The sequence below is a fragment of the Okeania sp. SIO1H4 genome (assembly GCF_010672695.1).
GTDB classification, from domain to species: Bacteria; Cyanobacteriota; Cyanobacteriia; order Cyanobacteriales; family Microcoleaceae; genus Okeania; species Okeania hirsuta.
Window position 1 is genome coordinate 1 of the sequence record NZ_JAAHGB010000022.1, and the last position, 20,847, is coordinate 20,847.

Here is a 20,847-nt window from a genome sequence, read left to right on the forward strand (position 1 = left end):
TAGGATCGACACTTTTTGCCCTAACAAATCCTAAAAGTATAATCGTAGCGAGTATCCTAATAACTGAGTCAGAAATTTTTAATATGATTGACTATAATGAAGTTTTTTTATTAACTGTAATCCTATCCAGTATTTTCATTGGTTCAGCCCTTTGGTGGTTAATCTTAGTGACTTTCCTCAGTTTTCTGAAAAAAGTCTTAAACCAAATGTATTTGGTTGTTTTGAACCGTATTGCTGCAGCCTTAGTAATCTTTTTTGGTCTATTTTTTTCGGTGTTGGGATTCGCAAAGATCTGGCTTTTTCCTCACAGCACCTTACAATTTATGGGCTAGAATTTGTAAGTAGCTCGATGCCGAATAGGTGTTTGTTGGGTTTATCCTACGGATGAGCTGCGCTAACGGGTTTCCTCAACCCAACCTACGCCTTCTACGCCTTTTTCGCTTTTGACTTTTGACTTTTGAATTTTGAATTAAACATTATGGATATTACGACAAATTATTTAGGATTACAATTACGTTCCCCATTAGTTGTAGGAGCTGCTGCACCTTTAACCGAAGACTTAGATAATCTCAAACGGATGGAAGATGCTGGTGCTGCTGCAGTAGTTTTACATTCTTTATTTGAAGAACAACTTCGTGAAGAACGTTTGGAATTACAACATCATTTAGAATACGGCACAGAAAGTTTTCCAGAAGCTCTAACTTATTTTCCCGAACCAGAAGTATTTCATGTCGGTGTTTCGGAATATTTAAAGCATATTAGTCAGGCAAAAAAAATGGTAAATATGCCAATTATTGCCAGTTTAAATGGTTCAACCATTGGTGGCTGGACTCATTATGCTAAAGAATTAGAGGCTGCTGGTGCAGATGCTTTAGAGTTAAATATCTACAATATTCCTACTAATATGGATATGACTGGGGAACAAGTAGAACAGAATTATATTAGTATTCTGCAAGCTGTTAAATCTGAGGTAAATATTCCGGTTTCTATTAAACTTAGCCCCTTTTTTAGTAACATGGCAAATATGTCGAAAAAGTTGGTAGAAGCAGGGGTAAATGGATTAGTTTTATTTAACCGTTTCTATCAGCCAGATATTAATATTGAAGAGCTAGAAGTTGTAACTAATGTGTTATTAAGTACGCCACAAGCAATGCGTTTACCTATGCGTTGGATAGCTATTTTGTACGGTAGATTAGAAGTTGATTTTGCAGCAACTAGCGGCGTACAAAAAGGGCAAGATGTGATTAAAATGGTGATGGCAGGTGCGAATGTAACTCAGCTAGTAGGTACTTTATTACGTCATGGAATTAATCATATTCAAGTTATCGAAAATGAAATGATTCATTGGATGGAAGAACATGAATATGAATCAATAGCACAGATGCGCGGTAGTATGAGTCAAATTAATTGTCCTGATGAGAGTAAATTTGAAAGGGCGCAATATATGAAAGCCATTCAAAGTTATAAACCAGCTCAGAGTTTGGTTTAATTAGCAGTAGTAGGGTTTCAATAATGGATAATGGATAATGGATAATTGATAATTAGGGAGAGGTAATTAGGGTTTGCTGAAAAAGTCTAATGGTGATGATAGGCAACAGGGAACAGGCAACAGCGGTGCGACCCCGCGACGACGTTAGCGCAGCTCCTCCTCCGGAGGCTAGTTGCACCTGGTAGCGCACTCCTGTGAGGCAACAGTTTAGACTATCTACTACGGCCAAATTTTCTGATAGTCAGGGGAAAAGTACTAGCATTTTGAGGCGACAACAGCCAAAAACCTTGCACTTTTTCAAAATAAAAAACCCTAGAAACCTTTTCCGAAAAATTGTGGTTTAAAGCCTCCCCTTTTAAGGGGATAATAAAAAAAATTTTTCATTATTAGTCAATCCTCTCCTTGAAAAGAAGAGGTAATTATTCATTATTAATTGTTGAAAGACATTGATTACAATTTTATTCAGCAAGCCCTAATTATCAATTATCAATTATTGAAAATACCGATGCTGCTGGACATGATATGACTTAAGATATAGCTACAACTGTTCTGGATCAACACCAAGGGAACGCAACATTTGTTCAAGTCGTTCAGCTCTTTGTCGTTCCTGAAGTGCTTCCTCTTCTGGGGTCATAAACCTGTTCCCTTCAGAGTCATACCAATACAACCACTCTTGTTCGGAACGGTAATGATTACCAACTTCAGTTCCTATCCCCAGACCAATTTCTGGCATCCACACGGGATTTCCTTTTAAACGTTGGTATGCTCCATCTACCAAGTAATACACTTCAAATTGTTCGTGTTTGTCTCGCTTGGTATAATCTGGGTTATAGATGACATAATACAATACTCCCAACCGAGCGTAATCAATCATTTTTTCATTGTATTCACCCCCATAAGTTTTAGAAACAATCTCCAATACCAGTATCGGAACAACATAATTTTCCTCCCAAAGAACATAGGAGGATCGCAATTTATTATTTTTGAGTCGTGGAACTCCCAGACTGAGCAAAGCATCAGGAACTATAGCCACTCTAGGACTTGACCCGGTGGTGTGGAAAATTCCCATATTTACGCCAAAAAACCAATCAGAGTGATCGCCCCATAACTGATTTAAAATTAACATTAGCAGGTTAGGAATTAGAATTTGTATTTCGCGATCAACGGGTTTGTCGTCTGAATCAGGTAATTCGTCACTTGATGGTAGGTTGAGTAGTGGATTGTAGTTTACCATAATAATTTGATTGTGACATTTGAATTGTTTAATTTTAGTAAATAATTTGATGATTATAGAAAAATTTGTAGGGTGTGTATTTACGGATCAAATTTAGACTGTGGAAAGCATTTAACAATTCGTCATCATGCACCATTTTGGATGCGTCTGTCTATATCAATTCTTTTTTTCTGTCCATCATAAATTTGCGATAAACTCATCCGGGGTAATTTTAGCTTGTTTGAGAACGCCACTAAGAGTACCAATTTTTAATTCGTTATGCAGTGGCACGACACAAACAATTTTTCCATCTGGTAAGGGTTTTTTGAAGCGTGACTACCTGTTTGTCTGACTTGCTGGAAACCCAGACGCTCTAGGGTGCGAATTGCTTCTTTGCTGGAAATTCTTGGCAGTCTAGGCATAACTAACCTCAATATTGGTAACAAATCTTGGGGTTGTCTCGTCCGATGGCGGACACTCTTCGAGATATAGTCTTGTTGCTTCTTTAAGATTTGCTAGTGCTTCTTCAATTGTGGAACCTTGGTCAACTGTACCAATTTCAGGACATTCAGCTATATACATATCCTCTTCTCGGTAAACTATGGCAGTAAAGCTTTTTGTTTTCATGGGAATTTTTTGGGGAAGTGGTTTTGTCTATAGTAGGATACTTAAAAGGAGCAGTTTTGGCAAGAGAGGAAATGAGGAGCGATAGAACTCCGTTCCGCTGACGCGATCGCTCTTCTGTGCAGAGGATTCTTTTTTGCAGAATAAGATTTTACCATCAATATTGGGAAAAGCAGTCCAGTAGGGTGCGTTTCACTGCGTGACATGAAAATGAAATGTAACGCACCGCCCAAAATATTTCGGTGCGTTACGCTTCGCTAACACACCCTACTAGACTTGTGAATTTCCTCCCGCAACTCCTGACATTCTTTCAATTCTGGCACTCCTAATTCTGTGAAAATAGCGATCGCCTCATCGCAATACTGTCGTGCTGCATCTAAATTTCCTAAGTGTTGATGGGTTTCTGCTATATTCTTGAGAACTTTTGCTTGGTAATGACGCTCTCCTATCTGCTTCAATATCTCTAATGCTGCTTGTGAATATTCCAGAGATTCAGTATACTTTTCTAACTTGAGCAGAGATTCTCCCCAGTCTCCCAAAGCATGACCCTCACCAGAACGAGTGCCTATTTCCCTGGCTATTTGTAAATCCTGCTGATAATACTCGATAGCTTTATGATATTTTCCTAGGGAATAGTAAGCATTACCCAAATTCCCCAAAGCAATACCCTCCCCAGAACGGTCGCCTATTTCCCTCGCTATTTGTAAACTCTGCTGATAATACTCCATGGCTTTGTCATATTCTCCTAGCAAATAGTAAACATTACCCAAGCTCCCCAAAGCACTACCCTCCCCAGAACGGTTGCCTATTTCCCTGGCTATTTGTAAAGACTGCTGATGATACTCAATGGCTTTGTCATATTCTCCTAGCAAATAGTAAGCAAGACCCAAATTCCCCGAAGCAGCACCCTCCCCAGAACGGTTGCCTATTTCCCTAGCTATTTGTAAAAGCTGCTGATAATACTCAATGGCTTTGTCATATTCTCCTAGCAAATAGTAAACATTACCCAAATTCCCCAAAGCACTACCCTCCCCAGAACGGTCGCCTATTTCCCTAGCTATTTGTAAAAGCTGCTGATAATACTCAATGGCTTTGTCATATTCTCCTAGCAAATAGTAAACATTACCCAAATTCCCCAAAGCACTACCCTCCCCAGAACGGTCGCCTATTTCCCTGGCTATTTGTAAACTCTGCTGATGATACTCTATAGCTTTGTGATATTCTCCTAGGGAATCGTAAACATTACCCAAATTCCCCAAAGCCTTACCTTCGGTTAAAAGATCGCCTATTTCCCTGGCTATTTGTAAACTCTGCTGAAAATACTCGATAGCTTTGTGATATTCTCCTAGGAAATAGTAAGCAATACCCAAACCATTTAAACAAATACTCTCCCAATATTGATCTAATTTACCTAATAGTCTTCTGTAGATGTGAATACATTCCTCATAGTAATCCCAACTCCTTAGTTGAGAGTCTAAATATTCATCAACTGGCGGTACTTTAATATTAAGAATTTGCTTTGCTCGTTCCCAGTCTTCCACTTCACAAAGATGATAAAATGCTTCCAGATAGCCTTTCACCACCTCTAATTTCTCATTTACTTCTGGCGGACATTTGTAGTTAGTCACCCAATTAATAACTGCCCGATATTGGTGACGCTTAGAAGGTGGCTCAATTAACTTCAAAGCATCTGCGTCAAGCTTCAATAATTCCAAGACATAATCAGCAGGAGGCAAACTAACTCTTCCTACCCGATCGCTTTCAACTTTCGACCCCGACTTAGATAAATCAACCATTTTCCCCATCCAACCTCTTTAAATTTTCCAACGACACACTACGAATTAAATTATGTTGTCTCAGCAGAAACTGACCACTTTCATCAACTCCCACTTCCTCAACCAAAAAGCGATCGCGCAAAGTCAGCAACGCCACCTCCTGCTCATCCTTACTACAACTCCAGTCTTCCAAATGATTCAACCAAAAACTCTCTGGCACCTCGCATCTATATATTCCAGTAGCACAAATCAACCGATAAGCATTAAGCGCATCTTTCTGCAACCGGAAAAAAGTCTTATCCAGTCGCAACTTGACTTTTTTCCGCAAGTCACGAGTATATCTGTTTAACCGAAACCTATCATCAGCACCAATTATCCCCTTACTTTTAGCCTCCTCAATACCCTTTTCCACCTCCTCAATTTCATTACCATACCTTTTCCAATAAGCTACCACATTACCATTAAAAGGTTTGCTGCCAATTTCTCCGGCAATCACCCGCAACGCCAAAGGATGACCCTCGTAAGCATTACCAATACGTTGTAAATAAGGTAGGTTAGGAGAATTTTCCTCAACCTCCAACCCAGTTTTCTCGAACAACTGCAACTGCTCCGACTTGCTCAAACCAGTCAAAGGTTGAGACACCCAGAAATTCTGATAACGTTCGGGAATTTGCCCAGGGAAATCTTGGGAAGTCAAGATAATGCGACTTTGACATTCTGGAGCAGCCAAAAATTGCTCAAAAAATCTCACCCACAACTCATCCTGAAAATCACTCCATCCCTCTTCCTCATTTCCCACCAAAATATTTTCCAGAGAATCAATAATTATCAGATACCGATGTTGCCGCAAACGATTAACTAATTTAGAGAGTAACCTTTCCACATATTGATAATCATCTTCACTGAGAGACACTCCCCACTTTTTCAACCACCGGAGAGCAACACTCCGAAAATCTTTAGTTTCTTGCTCATTATCAAAATTTTCCTGGCGAAACTTGCTCCAGTCTCCCTGCAAAAATTCTTGGTGTAGCTCCACCGCCAACTTTTCTGCCAAAGCAGTCTTACCAATACCACTAATACCAACCAGAATAACTAAGCGACAAGACTCTTTAACTTTTGTAGTTAATTCAGCTATCAGGTTTTCTCTACCCACCCAAACATCATCATAAGAAAAAAATTCAACAGTGGAATTTTGAGGTGAGGGAGGAGCGTTGTCCATAACTTCTTCCCAGTTAATCCCTACATTCTCACAAATACCAATAAAAGTATCTCGCTCAATGGGAAGACTGCGCCAAAAACGTTTTAAAGTTGCTTGTGAAGTTAGCGCTAGTCCGCACCAAGCACCCTCTGTTTTTGTCCAACCTTTCTTTTTTCTAGCTATATCAACCTTTTGTAGCCCCTCTTTAGAAGCTCTGAGAGTAACAGCCATATTTATATTTTTATATCTTCAAAGTAAATTTTATATCTTCTAAAGTAAATTTTTTATTCAGCTAAGTTTCAGTTTTAGCTCACTTTTTTTTCAAGGCAAAAGTAGTGAACTAAAACTTTTTTCTAAGGTGAGTCAAAACTTTGCTTAAAGTACAAAAATTTCATGTTCAGATAGAAATGTAACTAATAGGAGAAACCAAAATGTTTCCTAAAGAAGATATAGTTTGCACCAGTCAACCTAGCACAAATATTTTACCCATAGATCTAAATCCGTTATTAGAGCATGGAAATAGTCCAACCGCTATTATTATAGCAGTTGCTTTTCTACTCTGGGTGTTACGCCCTGTTTTGCTAGTTACTCTAAAAAGTCGAAAGAAGAAATAATATCAAGTCTGATAGAAATGTAATAATGTAGGGGCAAACTGCCCTTTACCCCTTAAAGATATAACGACCAAAGGAGAAAAATTAATGCCATCTCCATTTCCTGGTATGGACCCATATTTAGAACATCCCGATTTATGGTCGGGATTACATCTCTTTTTAATTAGCAATCTTGCTCAATTATTATCTCCCCAACTACGTCCAAAATATTTTGTTTCTGTAGAAGTCAGAATGTATGAAGACAACGATACAGAATCTTTACTTGTAGGTCTTCCTGATGTTTCAGTCCTGTCAAAAAAAAACCAAACTAACGAATCAAATTATACAGAATCTCAGGTTACAGCAACAGCAACTTCCACAAAACCTATAACAGTAACTCTGCCAATACCAATAACTATTCGCCAAGGATATTTGGAAATTCAAGAAGTAGCAACCAAGGAAGTTGTAACCACCATAGAAATATTATCTCCTTCTAATAAAAGAGGTGGAAAAGGCAGAAAAATATATCAAAAAAAACGAGAAAAAATTTTAGATAGTTTGACTAATTTTATCGAAATATATTTACTGCGTCGCGGTCAACGAATGCCTATTTTAGATCATAAAAGTAAAAGTCATTATCAGATTTTAGTGAGTCGCGGAAAGCAACGACCAAGAGCCGATCTATATGCTTTTAATATCCAAAATAAAATCCCTGAATTTCCATTACCATTACGCCCAGAAGATACTGAACCAATTATAGATTTACAAGCTTTATTAAATAATATTTATGATGTTGGCAGTTACGATTTAAAAATAGATTACACTCAAAAACCAGTACCATAATTATCAGAAAATGATGCAGCTTGGGCAGATACTTGGTTCCAACAACAAGGATTAAGATAATAATACAAAGGATAAAAGAAATGTCATTCCTGTTCCCTGTTATAGACTAATTTTTTGGCAAATTAATTAGTCTTCCGACTACAATTATTAATGCACAAACTAATACTATCGGCACCACGGGCAAAAATCCTAAAGTAAAACTTTGAGGAATCATACCTATCTGAAAACCAATAACTGCTATCTCTCCAAAAATAATCGAAATTATACAGCTAATAGGTGAAATATTTTTTCCATATAAAGCAGCAATAACTGTGGGAAATAATACTGCTAAACCTGTAAAAGATTGAGTGGCGATCGCTGCAATTGTAGCTGGGGGGTTTGCTGCAAGAGTTAAACCTATTATTGCTAAAATAACAATTAATATTTTCCCGACAAAAGTTTGTTCTGCAAGAGTAGCTTGGGGACGAATATAAATAATATAAATATCTCTAGTAATCATGGAGCTTAATGCTAAAAGTTGTGAATCAAGTGTTGACATAAATGCTGCTAAGGCACCTACCATTACTAATGAAGCAATGCCAGTAGATGTATATTCTCCTAACATCATGGGAAAAATTTTATCTGCTTCTTTTCCTACTAGGTCGGGAAAGTTAATATGACCCCACATTCCGATTAAAACAGGACAAATAAATATTAAGGCAGTAATTAAGGGATATAAACTAGCAGAAATTTTGAGGGAATTAGCAGTTTTAGGAGTATAAAATCGCATAAACATTTGGGGAAACATCGGTACACTTAAACCCCAAATAAACATATAACTAAACCATTTATGGGGAGTGAAAAAATTATTCATTCCAGAGCGAGAGAAAAGTTCTGGTTTTAGTTGATAGACAGTGCGATTAGCTTCAGAAAAACCTCCGAGACTTTGAGCGATCGCTACTACTGCTACTATCATTAAAACTAACATTAAAATTCCTTGCAAAACATCGGTTAAAGCTACACTTCTCATGCCTCCTAAAAACACATACAATACAATAATAAAGGTTAAAAAAGCTGCTCCCCAAAAATAAGGAATTTGCCCGTTAGTTAAATTTTCAATAATATAACCTCCACCGATTGGTTGTAGGGTTAAGTAAGGTATAGTAAAAATTATCATTACTGCTAAAAATAATAATTTTAGTGGTTGACTAGGGAGGCGACTTTCAATTAATTCTGATGGGGTAATGAAGCCTTTTTCTTTTCCTAAAAGCCAAACTTTATAACCGATCAAATAAAATGTAATTCCTACTAGGGCAGTACCAAATCCCATCATGGGATAATAGCTGATACCAATACGATAACCAGCACCAGAAAATCCTAAGAAGGTAAAAGCACTAAAATTTGTGGCAATGAGAGTGAAAAATAAAACTATGGAATTAATTTTTCTATCTGCGAGGAAGTAATCTTCTGGAGTATTTTCTTGGCTGCGATAACTTATAATTCCGATGGCTAGAGTTGAGAGTAAATAGATACTGATGATTAAGTAGGGAATTAGGTTTTCTCTCACGATTTATTCTCCTTTTTAGATTCAGTTTTCCAGAATGTTTGAGAGAAAATAAAAATAGCACAAGCGAGAATAATTTGTAAAGCAATAAAATAGAAAACCCATGTTGGTAGATGGAGAATTGAAAAGGAAATTGTTTGCTTCCATGACCAAAAATCTAGGGAGAGGAAGAAAATTACGGTAAAGCAGAAATACCAGAAATAGGCAGAGTTGAAAATGTTTAGGTTTTTCATATAGTAATCTTAATTTGAGTTGTTGGATATTGTATTCTTTTAGAGAATACCGAAGCAATAAATATTAGTTGGGTATCGAAAAAGAGTGGATTGATAATATCGCGTTTCTCAGCGTTAAAAAAGAATGTTACGAATAATAAGTGCGATTAAAACACAAATTCAGGAAATGTCCCTTTGACAAAAAAGAAAATTTCCTACCTCAAAACTGGTATTGAAACTATTCATTCTGACTCCTAATATCATGTCCGGTTGAACAGTTATAAATAAATAATGACGGAGCAGTCAGGAGTCAGGAGTCAGGAGTCAGGAAGGAAGAAAGAAGAAGGAAGAAGAAGAACAGGAGAAGGAGAAAGTTTTTTTATCACTAATTATCCGGACATGATATAACTCATAAAAAATAGCCTAGCTATTTGTAGCAAACATTTATTAAATTGGTATTATACCAGTTTTAAAAAAGAATACAGAAAATTTCAGGATCGTTAGGTACAGTTTAAGACTAATCTAGGGTTTGCTGAATAATATCATGTCCGCTGGTATCGTTTGTGTAAAATCAAGGGTGAATATCTACAGGAAATTTGGGGTTGCACATTATGGAATGATATTGCCAAAAATTAGTTTAGATTGTGACTAAAAAAAACCATTAATTAATCATTCTAGCAATTCTCAAATCCAAAATTTAATTCAATAAAAATCTCAAATCATTCGTCACTGTGCAATGCCGGAAATTTGGGGTTGCACATTATGGAATGATATTGCCAAAAATTGGTTGAGATTTTGACTAAAAAAAAACCATTAATTAATCATTCTAGCAATTCTCAAATCCACAATCCAATTCAATCAAAAATCTCAAATCATTCGTCACTGTGCAACGCCATAATTTTTATTCATTTGTTTGTTGTTCCCTGTTCCCTGTTCCCTGTTCCCTGCTATATTACAGCACTTTTGAGCATAGTAAGGTACAGCTATAAGACTATTTATTCCTATATTCCCTGTTGCCTGTTCCCTGTTGCCTGTTCCCTAGAGCAATAAAACTTTGTACCTCATCAACTAGAAAACTGCTGTAATTTTTAACCATTACAATAACGATTCCCAACCTAAGTTTTGAATTTGTTTTAGTGTCTCTCTAACGTCAATTTCTTCTACAATTTTTCGGTTATATATACAGATAGTAACTTCTCTGACTGTTTGATTTTCATCAGATAAATTTTTGATTATTTGTGACAAGATAATTTGCCAAGCTTTTTGAGCAGATAAAACACCTACTCCACTGCCAAATAAAGGAAAAGCAATTGTTTTAAAACTGAGTTTATGAGCGATTTTCATGCAAGTATAAAGTAGTTCTTGAATTACCTCTTCATGTGAACTTATTAATAATCCATAAAGTATTTTTTTCGCTTGGAGTTTGCCAGCGTTTGTTATGACTACATCTCTGAAAGATGACAAAGTGGAATTCCTCATTTCTATTCTCAATTTCATCATGTCTTTCCAAATATCTTCCCCAGTAATTTGTCGAATTCGGTCATACACTAGACCACCTATACTACTAGCAATAATATCTACTTCTAAATTAGTAATATCACCTTGATAAATTTTTACTACTTTGTCATGTACTAAAAATTCACCTAAAAATCCTTCTTCATCAGATTGATAAATTTTTACTAATTTGTCAGACTGACAGATATCTAATTTCATTGCTATAGCAGAAATAATATCCCACAAAATAGTTTCCTCGCTGAAAATATTAGATTTTCCTAGATAAAAACTAAACCATAACCAATTCAATATTCCTCCAGGGAGATGACCATTGGGGGCATTTATATCGAAATTCAATTCCTCATAAGTTAAAAGTTTATCTCCTATTTTCCAGCCTAATTTTTCACTGAAATTATTATAAATTTCCAGATCGTTAATTTGATAACTACTATCTTGAGTTGCACCACAATTTTGCCAAACTTCTTTCTGAATACTCAAGCCAAATTTACCATTACTATATATCACCCACAGGTTATCTATTGTAAATAAGTCATAACAGGGAAATTTGATAATATCTTCCCCTCTTAACCAACCTTTTGATTCTCTACCAGCTATTTTCAGCATAATAGCAGTAGTTTCTAAATCTGCTTCTCGCCATTTTCCTGCGGATAATAAATCCCGTAACCGAATATAGTTAATTTCATAATTAGAATGAAGACTAACACTAACAGGAATATCTGCGGGTGAGCTATCTATTCCTAGAGAAACAACATTACTTACATCGACATTTTCAACCACACTATTTTGATTCTCAGATACCTCCAACTTTTCCAATTCTTCAGGATGAGTAACAAAATAATCCTGTAACCACTCATAACCCCGCACCAAAAGTTCATCCAAACCTTCAACTCGCCATAGACAAACCATACTATTTTTCCCACCAGCAACCAAATATTTACCATCATTGCTAAAACTAATACTTGTTAATTCCATTTCTGGAGTATCCCACTGTGCTAATTTGCGCCCAGAAAAATCCCACAATATAACAGTATAGTCACTTCCCACCGTTGCCACTCGTTGCCAATCCAAACTAAAACACACATCCACCAATTTTCCCTGATGCACGCTCCACTCAGTCAAAAGTTGCCCAGATATATTCCAAACTTTCACCTTCTCCCTACCCGCAGAAGTAACTTGCTCCCCATCAGCACTAAAACTCACACTCCTGACCTTATCCCGATGAGCATCCCAATGTGCTAAAAGTTGCCCAGACAGATTCCAGATACAGACCTTTCCATCCCACCCACCTGTAACAATACGATCGCCTTCTGAGTTAAAACTAACACTGGCAATAATTCTCCGATTACTGCGCTTTAATACTGCCAGTTGTTTTCCTTCCAAGTTGCGTAATATAGCTGTGCCATTTGCTCCCACTGCTACTAGGGATTTGCCATTGGGACTGAATTTTACTTCTAATATGAGGTCTTGATGGGGGTTACATTGACTGATAAGTTGCCCTTCTTCACTCCAAATTGAAATATTATTACGCCCTGCTGTGGCTAGGTATTTGCCATCTGGACTGAAACTGATGCTAGTAAGTCTACCTCGACTACTTTTCCACTGATGTAATATTTGACCAGACAAATTCCAAATTTTGACGCTGCCATCTTCTCCTCCCGTAGCTATTTTTCCCGTGAGGTTGAAACTAACAGACCAAACTGTGCCTTGTTGAGTTTTCCATTGAGTCTGTTGTTTTGGAAATATATTCCAGGTGCGAATTGTGCCATCAGCACCCACCGTGGCAATTTGTTTTCCGTCAGAAGTAAAACTGAGAGCTGTAACTGAGTTACGGTCAGCATGAAACTGAGTTAATAAATTTCCAGATAATTCCCAAATTTTGGTGATTCCATCTGCTCCTGCTGTAGCAATATAGCGGTCGCTGGGACTAAAACAAATATTGTTAATCTCTGTTTGCTCGGTTTCCCAATCAAAAAACCGCCGTTTGGGAAAATCCCAGAGTCGCAAAATTCCTTTTTTACCAATACAAAGCAGATATTCTCCGCTCCAACTCATTTTTACATTTGTCAGACCAAACTCTTCAATGTAATTTGCTTTCAATTCTGTAGGTTGTCGTTTTAATCCCTTCCACAGTCTGACTGTATTTTCTCTGACTGAAACTGCAATACATTCACCATCGCGGGTAAAACTTACAGTAGTTTTCCAACTTGAATGAATATTTCGTTGCTTGAGGGATGATGTTCCGGATCGCGAATGCGTTTGCCGTGAAATATTCCAGAGTTGTACTCCATTTTCTGCTACTGTTGCGAAATATTTTCCATCTAGACTAAATCTAATTTCATTAACTGCACCTTGATTACCATTAAACTGATTTATCTGTTGACCTTGTAAATTCCAAACTCGAATTATGCCTTCTTCTCCTGCTGTTGCTAAGTGTTTACCATTGGGGCTGAATTTCACACACAAAACTTCATTTTCGTCACCTTTTAGTTGTATTGAGTGGGGATTTAATAATTGCTGTAATAAAATTGTGCCATTGATTTCTGCAATAGCTAAATATTCTCCATCTGGGCTAAAGTTGATATCTTTAACTCCAATTTGATGACTAATAAATTGATTTTTTTGACTAATCTGAGCAAGAGTTTTTTGTAAAGTATATATTGGGGCGATAGTCGGATATTCTTTTAAAGACAAATTATGCAAAACTAATTTTTTTAACTTCTGTCCTGCCTGTATTGCTAGAATTAATGCCTCTATTTGATTAAATTCAAACTCTGATAAAGCATCATTCGTAATTTTATCAATCTCTTTAATTTCAGTCTCTGAATATACTGCCTCTACTTTTTCTTCTAAAACTAAACCTGCTTCGCGTAATTTATTTTCCACCCAATTCAGATTAAAAACCTCTGCATAAATTTTGTTATAAACCCTTAACTTTCCTTTCTGTTTTACTACCACCCCAGTCAGTCGTAATTCTCTATGAAACTGTTGATGATTCGCCTTAATATTTCCCTGCTGTAATATCTGTCGATATAATAATAGTAACTTACCCTGACTATGACTGCCGTAAAGTAAGCGATCGCGTATAGTCTTTAAATGTTCAGGTTCATCCTTTGCTTCCCAATTTTCAATAATTTGTGACCGAACAATTTCTGCCACTAACCCTACCTCATTTTCTCTAGAAATATTAAACTTAACCTCTCTACAATAAGATAAAATTACTTGACAAACTTTTTGAGTTAAAAATGGTTGCCCACCAGTCCAATTTAATACCTCTTTCAACACTGCCATACCATCATTAAAAATACCAGAAAAACCCGCAACTAAAGGTTTAGCCTCATCAAAATTAAACCCCTCTAACTCAATAGCTTTACCAATATTAAAAGGCGTACTAATATGCCGATTTTTAATCAAATCAGACGGTGTTGCCACTCCCAATAAAGCAAAAGATAAACGTTGATAATCAGAATTTTCAGCCCGTTGATTATAACAAAAACGAATCAAAGCAAAAAAATCATCAACATTAAAATTCAAACTGAGAATACTATCAATTTCATCAATAAAAATTACAATACTTTCCCGAATTTCCCTCAGTAAAACTTGCTCAATAAAATGACTTAAACGTTGTAAAGCAGAAAGAAAAGAGCGATCGCTCCACCAACTCAAAATATCAAACCGATCCAATAAGTCTACACTACTGGCCAAACTATAGACTATTCCCGCATACCACTGTTCCGAAGTAATATCCTGACTACCGATGGCCGTTAAATCTATAGCGGCACAAACAACCCCAGATGCGTGTAAACGTCGCATAGTTTGGACTCGCAGACTAGACTTACCCATTTGGCGGGAGTTTAAGACATAACAAAACTCTCCCATCATTAGGCCATCAAAAAGTTGCTCGTCTGCCTGTCGTTGGACATAAGTGGGAGCATCCACAGGTAGACTACCGCCGACTTGATAAGAGTATATTGAATTTGGGTCTAAGTTCATAGGGTCAGAAGCTAGTTCGAGAAATTATCTCCAAAATACATTATCTATTTTGGCAGATCTCAAACAGCGATCGCAAAGCACAACATTATCGCCCCTAAAAACCTCAAAATTATCCCTTTTTAATTTTAGTAAGTCTTTTACTTTGTCGGAACGCTGAATTGCTTTGGGTTTTGTTGTCTTCCTAAGCTAGGATATAGAGTATCCACTGATATCAAATCCGGTAGCATTGGTATAATTCAACATTTAGTAATAAAAGTCAATATTATAGAAGCAAACGGCTGTTTGCCCTTACTGACGCTAGAAATTATCATTTTCTTTGTGGGTTTAATACCCCACCGTCAACGGGGGTGTTCAAAATTACTTGGGGGAGCGAATCCCCATGTAATTTTCCTCCTGTCTCCTGTCTCCTGTCTCCTGTCTCCTGTCTCCTTCTTCAAATTACTCCGAAGTCAGGGGATTTGATATGACACACCATAGTTGGCAGAAGCTTCTTCAATTAGTGCGCGACGCTCCCGCGAACGCTCTGGCAAGAGTTCCATTCCAGCCTAGAGCGTAGTTTAATGAGTGCTTCGGGAGGGTATTTGCTTGCGACTCACGTCTTTCCTTTGACCTGCGCAATGTAGTGGTAAAGCCTGGGCTTGTTTTTGATTATGTGATTCATCCATTTGAAAAGCGCTGTAAAATTTACTTTATAAATCAGCTCTTAATAAATATCTAAATCCTCAAATTTAACTTGATGAAATTATCTGCTAAATTTAGCCACGGGTTGTTCCTTCTTTATAGGGAACAGGAGGGTCTTCATCAGAAGAACTCACAAAGTGATGAAAAATTTCTTCACCTAATTCATCAGAATATCGTTCTACCAAATTATTGTTAATTTCTATAGTAGGCAATCCCATTGTTACTACTACAATTAATGTCAATATAGATAGTATTAAATCATTTTTATTGTACATAACAATCACCTCTCAATCACAAAAATGAAACTTTAAATTCAGGTGTAGTAGAAGCAAAAAATTATCAAGAGGTATATTTATAATTCATTGCAAATAGATGTCTATGACAAAAATAATCAGAATAATTTTTTATTTAATTATTAATGTCGTTGTATAAATTATTCTTCAGTTAAGAAATACGGTTTTACGCAATATATAGTATTTTTTCCTTTACGGAATGAGAAATATTCAAGCTGTATGTAATTCTTATATAGAAGTTGTCGAATTGGTGAGAGATAAAATTCTAGGGAGTAGGCAACAGTTAAAAAAACTGTACCTAAGGCTTCTTCAGAAACGCTATATAGTAATTATCAAATTGGTGAGATACAAAATTCTAGAAAGTAATAAGTAGAAAAAAATACTGTATATCATTAATATGATAAAAGTTATAGCAATTAGCATATCGTGTATCAGTACATCACTTTTTTGGAGTTGTTAATATTATGGTAGGCTTTTTTTTATAGTCTCTAGATAGTTGGCAAAACTGAAAAAAAATATTCCCCCTGATTGATACAGAGGGAATATTGCATGATGACTGAGTAGACAAAAAACTTGTTTGTACAGCAAAGAACTAGTTGTTTAGGACATTAGGGTATAGAGTGATGATCAATCAAATAGGGGGAAATGTTTTTCCTGCTGTTCCCTCACAAAAGTCCGCTACCAGATGCGTCTGTCGCTGACACTGGGTCGCACCGCTATTCCCTGCTTTACTTCAGTAAAATAACTATTTATGCTACTAATCTTCTAATCCAACCATTAACTGTAAACCGACTATGTTCAAATGCTTTTGATGGACAAACTACAGGCATTACCTCATGTCTGCAACGACTGTTAAAAAAGATGATGGAATTATTAGCAGGGGTAATAGTTTGAAAATTCTCATGAGTTATTGCTCCACCAGCTTTTAATTCAGTATCATAAATTCTTAGCTCACCTCCAGAAAAAGCTTTGGGTTCTTGATAAAAATAATATACATAAGTAATTTCTCTACTTGCTGTTTTTTCGCTACCCGCATCATTATGAATTTTGTAATAACATCCATCATTATGTGCTGTTAGTTGCGCTTCAATTTCTGATATCTCGAAAGGACGAAAATTTAGTTGAGCTAATACTTCTGGCAAGGTTTGTAAAATTTTGCTCTGAATAAGTTCTGCTAATTCGGGAAAGTATTGTGAAAATAGTACATAAGACTGCCGATATCGATCTGCTTTAGTGGTAGTGGTTGATTCAATATATTGGTCGCGTTTTTGAATGGCAATTTCTATAGCTTTTTGATTTTCTTCGGGAGATAAAAAGTTTTGAAGTTCTACATGAACAGCAGGTAAAAATGTAGATTTTACTTGTGCTATTTTAGGTGTATAAGCAGAAATATTTCTTGTTAAATTATCTGTATTTAATTGGTTTATTTGTTGTTGAGCATCAGATATTAATGTACTTGGTGATCGAGGGTTGGTTTGAGACAAAATACCTGTCATTTCTAGAATTTTCAGGGCTACTGTTGCTCGTTCTTGTGCCGGAAGTTGTTGATTTTTGAGAATTTCTTCTAAAGTATCAATTGACTGAAACAGTAATTTATTTACTCTTTCTACTGGCACAATATTGTTGTTAATATTATTATTCCTTGCTGATGATTCTGTGTACATAATTCAACTCAATTATTTACTAAAGGTTTGATGACGTTTTCTGTTAATAGTTGATCTCATTGGTTTAGATAAAATCTCAATGAACATTCCTAAACTTATCTGAATATCACATATAATTCTAATTGAAATCTAATCTTTAATGTTGATGTCCAAAAAACTTGTACTGATGGATCATGATGGTGCTGTAGATGATTTTCTCTCCACTGTTTTACTAATGACCATGGAAAATGTTCAATCTTTAGGAGTAATTGTCACCCCTGCTGATTGTTATATTAAACCTGCAATTAATGCTACTCGAAAAATTTTAGATTTAATGGGATGTTCTGATGTTCCAGTGGCAGAAAGCACAGTGCGTGGTGTTAATCCTTTTCCAGTTTTATTTAGAAGAGATTCTTTTGCTGTAGACCATTTTCCGATTTTAAATGAGAAGGAAACTATTGATACTATTTTAGTTTCAGAACCTGGTCAAAATTTTATGGTACGAGTTTTAAAATCAGCACCAGCACCTGTAACATTAATGGTAACTGGTCCTTTAACAACTGTTGCTGTAGCTTTAGATATTGCTCCAGAAATTGAGTCAAAAATTCAAGAAATTGTTTGGATGGGTGGTGCTTTAAATGTACCGGGAAATGTGAGTAAAGATATGGAACCAGGTCAAGATATGTCCGCAGAATGGAATGCTTATTGGGACCCATTTGCTATTGAAAGGGTTTGGCAAACTCAAATTCCAATAGTACTTTGTTCGTTAGATATTACTAATAATGTACCCCTAACTTCTGAGTTTTCTCGTAAATTAGGCAAGCAAAGAAAATATCCGATCTCTGATTTTGCCGGACAATGTTATGCTTTGGCAATTTCTCAGGATTATTATTTTTGGGATATTTTAGCAACTGTTTATTTAGCACATCCAGAATTTTATCAACTAAAAGAATGGGAAACTACAGTTATTACAAAAGGAGTGAGTCAAGGTCGCATAAAAGTAGAAACTGGTGGGCGGAAAATTATGGCAATGGAACGAGTGGATACAGAGAGTTTTTATCGTTATATTCTCCAACAATGGGCGCGGTAAAAATTTAAATTTGAAACAGGAAAGATCGAAGTTGGAAACAGAAAAAAAGTGAATGGCAATACTAATATAAGCCACTCCACATCTACAAACCTCAACCAATTTTAGATACCGGATAAACTAGAGGATATTAAATCTATAAAGAATAAAGGGCATTGGTGAAGCGCGTGTATGATATTAATTTTAATTATTTAGGAGTAAACCCACTCCCAGGATGGGAGTCAGTCCTCAGGAGTCAGGAGGAAAGAAATAAGAAAGAGTAGTAGAGGGAGAAAGTTTTTTATTTTCGCTCTTATCCCGACAAGATATCATGCCTCAAATCACCAACACCGAATAAAGATAAATTAATTTATGAATTAATTATATTTTCTATAGTATTAAATTAATTTGATCGGTTCTTTATTTGAAAACAAAAAATTGCTCACTTCTCTACTACCGAGCGCAAATGGTCAAATTTTAACTTTAGCTGGTGAATTAATTTAACTTGTTTGATAACTCCATCAAAAAACCGCTAGTCCTACTCCGGTAATGGTAGATGAGGATAAACAACGGTGCTTCATGGGAGTAATATCATGTCCGTTGGTATCGTTTGTGTAAAAGTTAGCGTGGATATCTACAGGAAATTTAAGTTTTTTTCTTGCTCAATTGCCTTCCTGTTTGTTGCCTGTTGCCTACCTTTGCTATACAATACCGATGCTACCGGACATGATATAAGATACAAGCAAGGGAGCAAGATGCTCCCACTGCTTTTGTCCTTGAAAAAATAATTACAATAGACCACCATTACAATGCACCACCACCAAAAAACCTTTTATCATCCAACTGAAAAATCCTATAAATATAAATACTGACAATTGACTGGTAAAATCCGATAGACAGCTTCAACTTCAGAGTAGAAACTGTTACAAATTTATGTTCTTTATTGTAGAGAAAATCATAATTATGGTAGAACACAAACGTATTGGCATCCTTACCAGTGGAGGAGATTGTGCAGGCTTAAATCCAGCAATTCGGGCGGTAGTATATCGCGCAATTGGAACTTATAATTGGGAAGTTTTTGGCATTCAGCAAGCTACCCTGGGATTGATGGAACGTCCACCAAAAGCAATCAAACTTGAAATTGAAAAAATCGACCCCTTACTCACAGCAGGTGGTACAATTTTAGGAACTACTAATAAGGGCGATCCATTTGGATTTCCGATGCCAGATGGAACTGTGCGCGATCGCTCTGAGGAAATTATTGAAGGGTATCGTTTATTAGAGCTTGATGCTTTAATTGGTATCGGGGGTGATGGTAGTCTAACTATTCTCCGTAAACTTGCTCAACAGGGAAATTTGAATCTAGTGGGTATTCCCAAAACTATTGATAATGATGTCAACTGTACTGAATTGTCTATCGGTTTTAATACTGCTGTCAAAATTGCCACAGAAGCACTAGACCGCTTACATTTTACTGCTGCTAGTCATAGTCGAGTTATGATTCTGGAAGTAATGGGGCGAGATGCGGGACATATTGCTCTCAATGCTGGTATTGCAGGTGGTGCAGATGTAATATTGATTCCCGAAATTCCTTACCAAATAGAGCGAATATGTGACTACATCCGCAAACGCCAAGATTTAGGCAAAAATTACTCTTTGGTAATTGTCGCAGAAGCAGTGCGTACTGAAACAGGAGAAGCAGTCACAACTAATGATTCTTTGGGTCAATCTAGATTTGGTGGTATTGGGCAATATCTAGCTGATAAACTTGCTGCTTGTAGTAGTGCAGAAACTCGCGTCACCGTCTTAGGTCATATTCAACGTGGTGGCATACCTTCCCCGACAGACCGATTAATTGCTTCAGCTTTTGGGGTAGCAGCAGTTGACCTCATTGCTGAAGAAAAATATGACCATGTAGTAACTTGGCAAAATCGACAGGCGATCGCTGTGCCAATTGCAGATGCGATTTCTAAGTACAGAGCGGTAGATCCTAATGATACTTTAGTTAAAACTGCTCGGAGTATAGGTATTTGTTTGGGAGATTAATGTTAAAAGTTGGGTGGGAAAGTCTTTTCCTACCCGATGGATATTAATTTCAGGCGTTGGTGAATCAAGCTATGAATTAAGATATTATTAAAGGTAAATCAAGAGAGAGCTTGACACACTCATGAC

General features: G+C 36.5%; 15 protein-coding genes and 1 pseudogene. 6 read left to right on the top strand and 10 right to left on the bottom strand.

From position 1 onward, the window contains the following. Both F6K06_RS16475 and F6K06_RS16480 read left to right on the top strand, forming a co-directional pair. Positions 1-332: pseudogene (locus F6K06_RS16475) on the top strand (hypothetical protein); the annotation flags it as partial. A 146-nt stretch (positions 333-478) separates the two neighbouring features. After that, a complete protein-coding gene (locus F6K06_RS16480; RefSeq protein WP_124146833.1) occupies positions 479-1,489 on the top strand; it encodes a dihydroorotate dehydrogenase-like protein in 1,011 nt (336 codons plus the stop codon). 538 nt (positions 1,490-2,027) lie between these two features. Here F6K06_RS16480 and F6K06_RS16485 read toward each other — a convergent pair. The 6 genes from F6K06_RS16485 to F6K06_RS16505 form a co-directional block, all read right to left on the bottom strand. Next, entirely contained in the window at positions 2,028-2,723 is a 696-nt protein-coding gene (locus tag F6K06_RS16485) for a Uma2 family endonuclease (protein ID WP_124146834.1), read from the bottom strand. A 177-nt stretch (positions 2,724-2,900) separates the two neighbouring features. Beyond that, entirely contained in the window at positions 2,901-2,993 is a 93-nt protein-coding gene (locus F6K06_RS33995) for a hypothetical protein (RefSeq protein WP_240041671.1), read from the bottom strand. Next, a complete protein-coding gene (locus tag F6K06_RS16490; RefSeq protein WP_240039137.1) occupies positions 2,972-3,124 on the bottom strand; it encodes a type II toxin-antitoxin system HicA family toxin in 153 nt (50 codons plus the stop codon). The genes F6K06_RS33995 and F6K06_RS16490 overlap by 22 nt, the downstream gene beginning before the upstream one ends. Further along, complete coding sequence (locus F6K06_RS16495) at positions 3,117-3,329, bottom strand: type II toxin-antitoxin system HicB family antitoxin (protein ID WP_124146835.1); 213 nt, start codon at positions 3,327-3,329, stop codon at positions 3,117-3,119. Before F6K06_RS16495 ends, F6K06_RS16490 begins: the two co-directional genes overlap by 8 nt. A gap of 254 nt (positions 3,330-3,583) precedes the next feature. Continuing rightward, positions 3,584-5,122 carry a tetratricopeptide repeat protein gene (locus F6K06_RS16500; RefSeq protein WP_287309088.1) on the bottom strand — a complete coding sequence of 513 codons (1,539 nt, stop codon included), beginning with the start codon at positions 5,120-5,122 and terminating at the stop codon, positions 3,584-3,586. Next, positions 5,115-6,530: an ATP-binding protein gene (locus F6K06_RS16505; RefSeq protein WP_124146837.1), complete on the bottom strand. Its 1,416-nt coding sequence runs from the start codon at positions 6,528-6,530 to the stop codon at positions 5,115-5,117. Before F6K06_RS16505 ends, F6K06_RS16500 begins: the two co-directional genes overlap by 8 nt. 200 nt (positions 6,531-6,730) lie before the next feature. On the opposite strand from F6K06_RS16505, the gene F6K06_RS16510 reads away from it, so the two are divergent. Together F6K06_RS16510 and F6K06_RS16515 are read left to right on the top strand one after the other, a co-directional pair. Continuing rightward, complete coding sequence (locus F6K06_RS16510; protein ID WP_124146838.1) at positions 6,731-6,913, top strand: hypothetical protein; 183 nt, start codon at positions 6,731-6,733, stop codon at positions 6,911-6,913. A gap of 84 nt (positions 6,914-6,997) precedes the next feature. Beyond that, positions 6,998-7,732 carry a DUF4058 family protein gene (locus F6K06_RS16515; RefSeq protein WP_124146839.1) on the top strand — a complete coding sequence of 245 codons (735 nt, stop codon included), beginning with the start codon at positions 6,998-7,000 and terminating at the stop codon, positions 7,730-7,732. 106 nt (positions 7,733-7,838) lie between these two features. On the opposite strand, the gene F6K06_RS16520 is transcribed toward F6K06_RS16515, so the two are convergent. The 4 genes from F6K06_RS16520 to F6K06_RS16535 all read right to left on the bottom strand — a co-directional run bounded on the left by F6K06_RS16520 (position 7,839) and on the right by F6K06_RS16535 (position 17,630). After that, the gene (locus F6K06_RS16520; RefSeq protein WP_287242179.1) at positions 7,839-9,278 is read right to left on the bottom strand and encodes a sodium:solute symporter family protein; all 1,440 of its coding nucleotides are present in this window, start codon (positions 9,276-9,278) and stop codon (positions 7,839-7,841) included. A gap of 1,304 nt (positions 9,279-10,582) precedes the next feature. Further along, positions 10,583-14,992 (bottom strand): GUN4 domain-containing protein, encoded by a 4,410-nt coding sequence (locus F6K06_RS16525; protein ID WP_287242177.1) that lies wholly within the window; start codon positions 14,990-14,992, stop codon positions 10,583-10,585. Positions 14,993-15,747: 755 nt separating this feature from the next. Next, positions 15,748-15,948, bottom strand: coding sequence for a hypothetical protein (locus tag F6K06_RS16530; RefSeq protein ID WP_124144115.1), 201 nt, complete (start codon positions 15,946-15,948; stop codon positions 15,748-15,750). Positions 15,949-16,715: 767 nt separating this feature from the next. Continuing rightward, the gene (locus F6K06_RS16535; protein WP_287242176.1) at positions 16,716-17,630 is read right to left on the bottom strand and encodes a 2OG-Fe(II) oxygenase; all 915 of its coding nucleotides are present in this window, start codon (positions 17,628-17,630) and stop codon (positions 16,716-16,718) included. Between the two features lie 145 nt (positions 17,631-17,775). Here F6K06_RS16535 and F6K06_RS16540 point away from each other — a divergent pair, with 145 nt between their 5' ends. Next, positions 17,776-18,699 (top strand): nucleoside hydrolase, encoded by a 924-nt coding sequence (locus F6K06_RS16540; protein ID WP_124144113.1) that lies wholly within the window; start codon positions 17,776-17,778, stop codon positions 18,697-18,699. A 939-nt stretch (positions 18,700-19,638) separates the two neighbouring features. Next, positions 19,639-20,721 (top strand): ATP-dependent 6-phosphofructokinase, encoded by a 1,083-nt coding sequence (locus F6K06_RS16545; RefSeq protein ID WP_124144112.1) that lies wholly within the window; start codon positions 19,639-19,641, stop codon positions 20,719-20,721. The last annotated feature ends 126 nt before the right edge of the window (positions 20,722-20,847 follow it).

Bases quoted from the DNA above. Each gene is read 5' to 3' on its own strand.
- F6K06_RS16480 (WP_124146833.1), top strand. From the start codon at position 479: ATGGATATTACGACAAATTATTTAGGATTACAATTACGTTCCCCATTA.
- F6K06_RS16485 (WP_124146834.1), bottom strand. From the start codon at position 2,723: ATGGTAAACTACAATCCACTACTCAACCTACCATCAAGTGACGAATTA.
- F6K06_RS16490 (WP_240039137.1), bottom strand. From the start codon at position 3,124: ATGCCTAGACTGCCAAGAATTTCCAGCAAAGAAGCAATTCGCACCCTA.
- F6K06_RS16495 (WP_124146835.1), bottom strand. From the start codon at position 3,329: ATGAAAACAAAAAGCTTTACTGCCATAGTTTACCGAGAAGAGGATATG.
- F6K06_RS16500 (WP_287309088.1), bottom strand. From the start codon at position 5,122: ATGGTTGATTTATCTAAGTCGGGGTCGAAAGTTGAAAGCGATCGGGTA.
- F6K06_RS16505 (WP_124146837.1), bottom strand. From the start codon at position 6,530: ATGGCTGTTACTCTCAGAGCTTCTAAAGAGGGGCTACAAAAGGTTGAT.
- F6K06_RS16510 (WP_124146838.1), top strand. From the start codon at position 6,731: ATGTTTCCTAAAGAAGATATAGTTTGCACCAGTCAACCTAGCACAAAT.
- F6K06_RS16515 (WP_124146839.1), top strand. From the start codon at position 6,998: ATGCCATCTCCATTTCCTGGTATGGACCCATATTTAGAACATCCCGAT.
- F6K06_RS16525 (WP_287242177.1), bottom strand. From the start codon at position 14,992: ATGAACTTAGACCCAAATTCAATATACTCTTATCAAGTCGGCGGTAGT.
- F6K06_RS16530 (WP_124144115.1), bottom strand. From the start codon at position 15,948: ATGTACAATAAAAATGATTTAATACTATCTATATTGACATTAATTGTA.
- F6K06_RS16535 (WP_287242176.1), bottom strand. From the start codon at position 17,630: ATGTACACAGAATCATCAGCAAGGAATAATAATATTAACAACAATATT.
- F6K06_RS16540 (WP_124144113.1), top strand. From the start codon at position 17,776: ATGTCCAAAAAACTTGTACTGATGGATCATGATGGTGCTGTAGATGAT.
- F6K06_RS16545 (WP_124144112.1), top strand. From the start codon at position 19,639: ATGGTAGAACACAAACGTATTGGCATCCTTACCAGTGGAGGAGATTGT.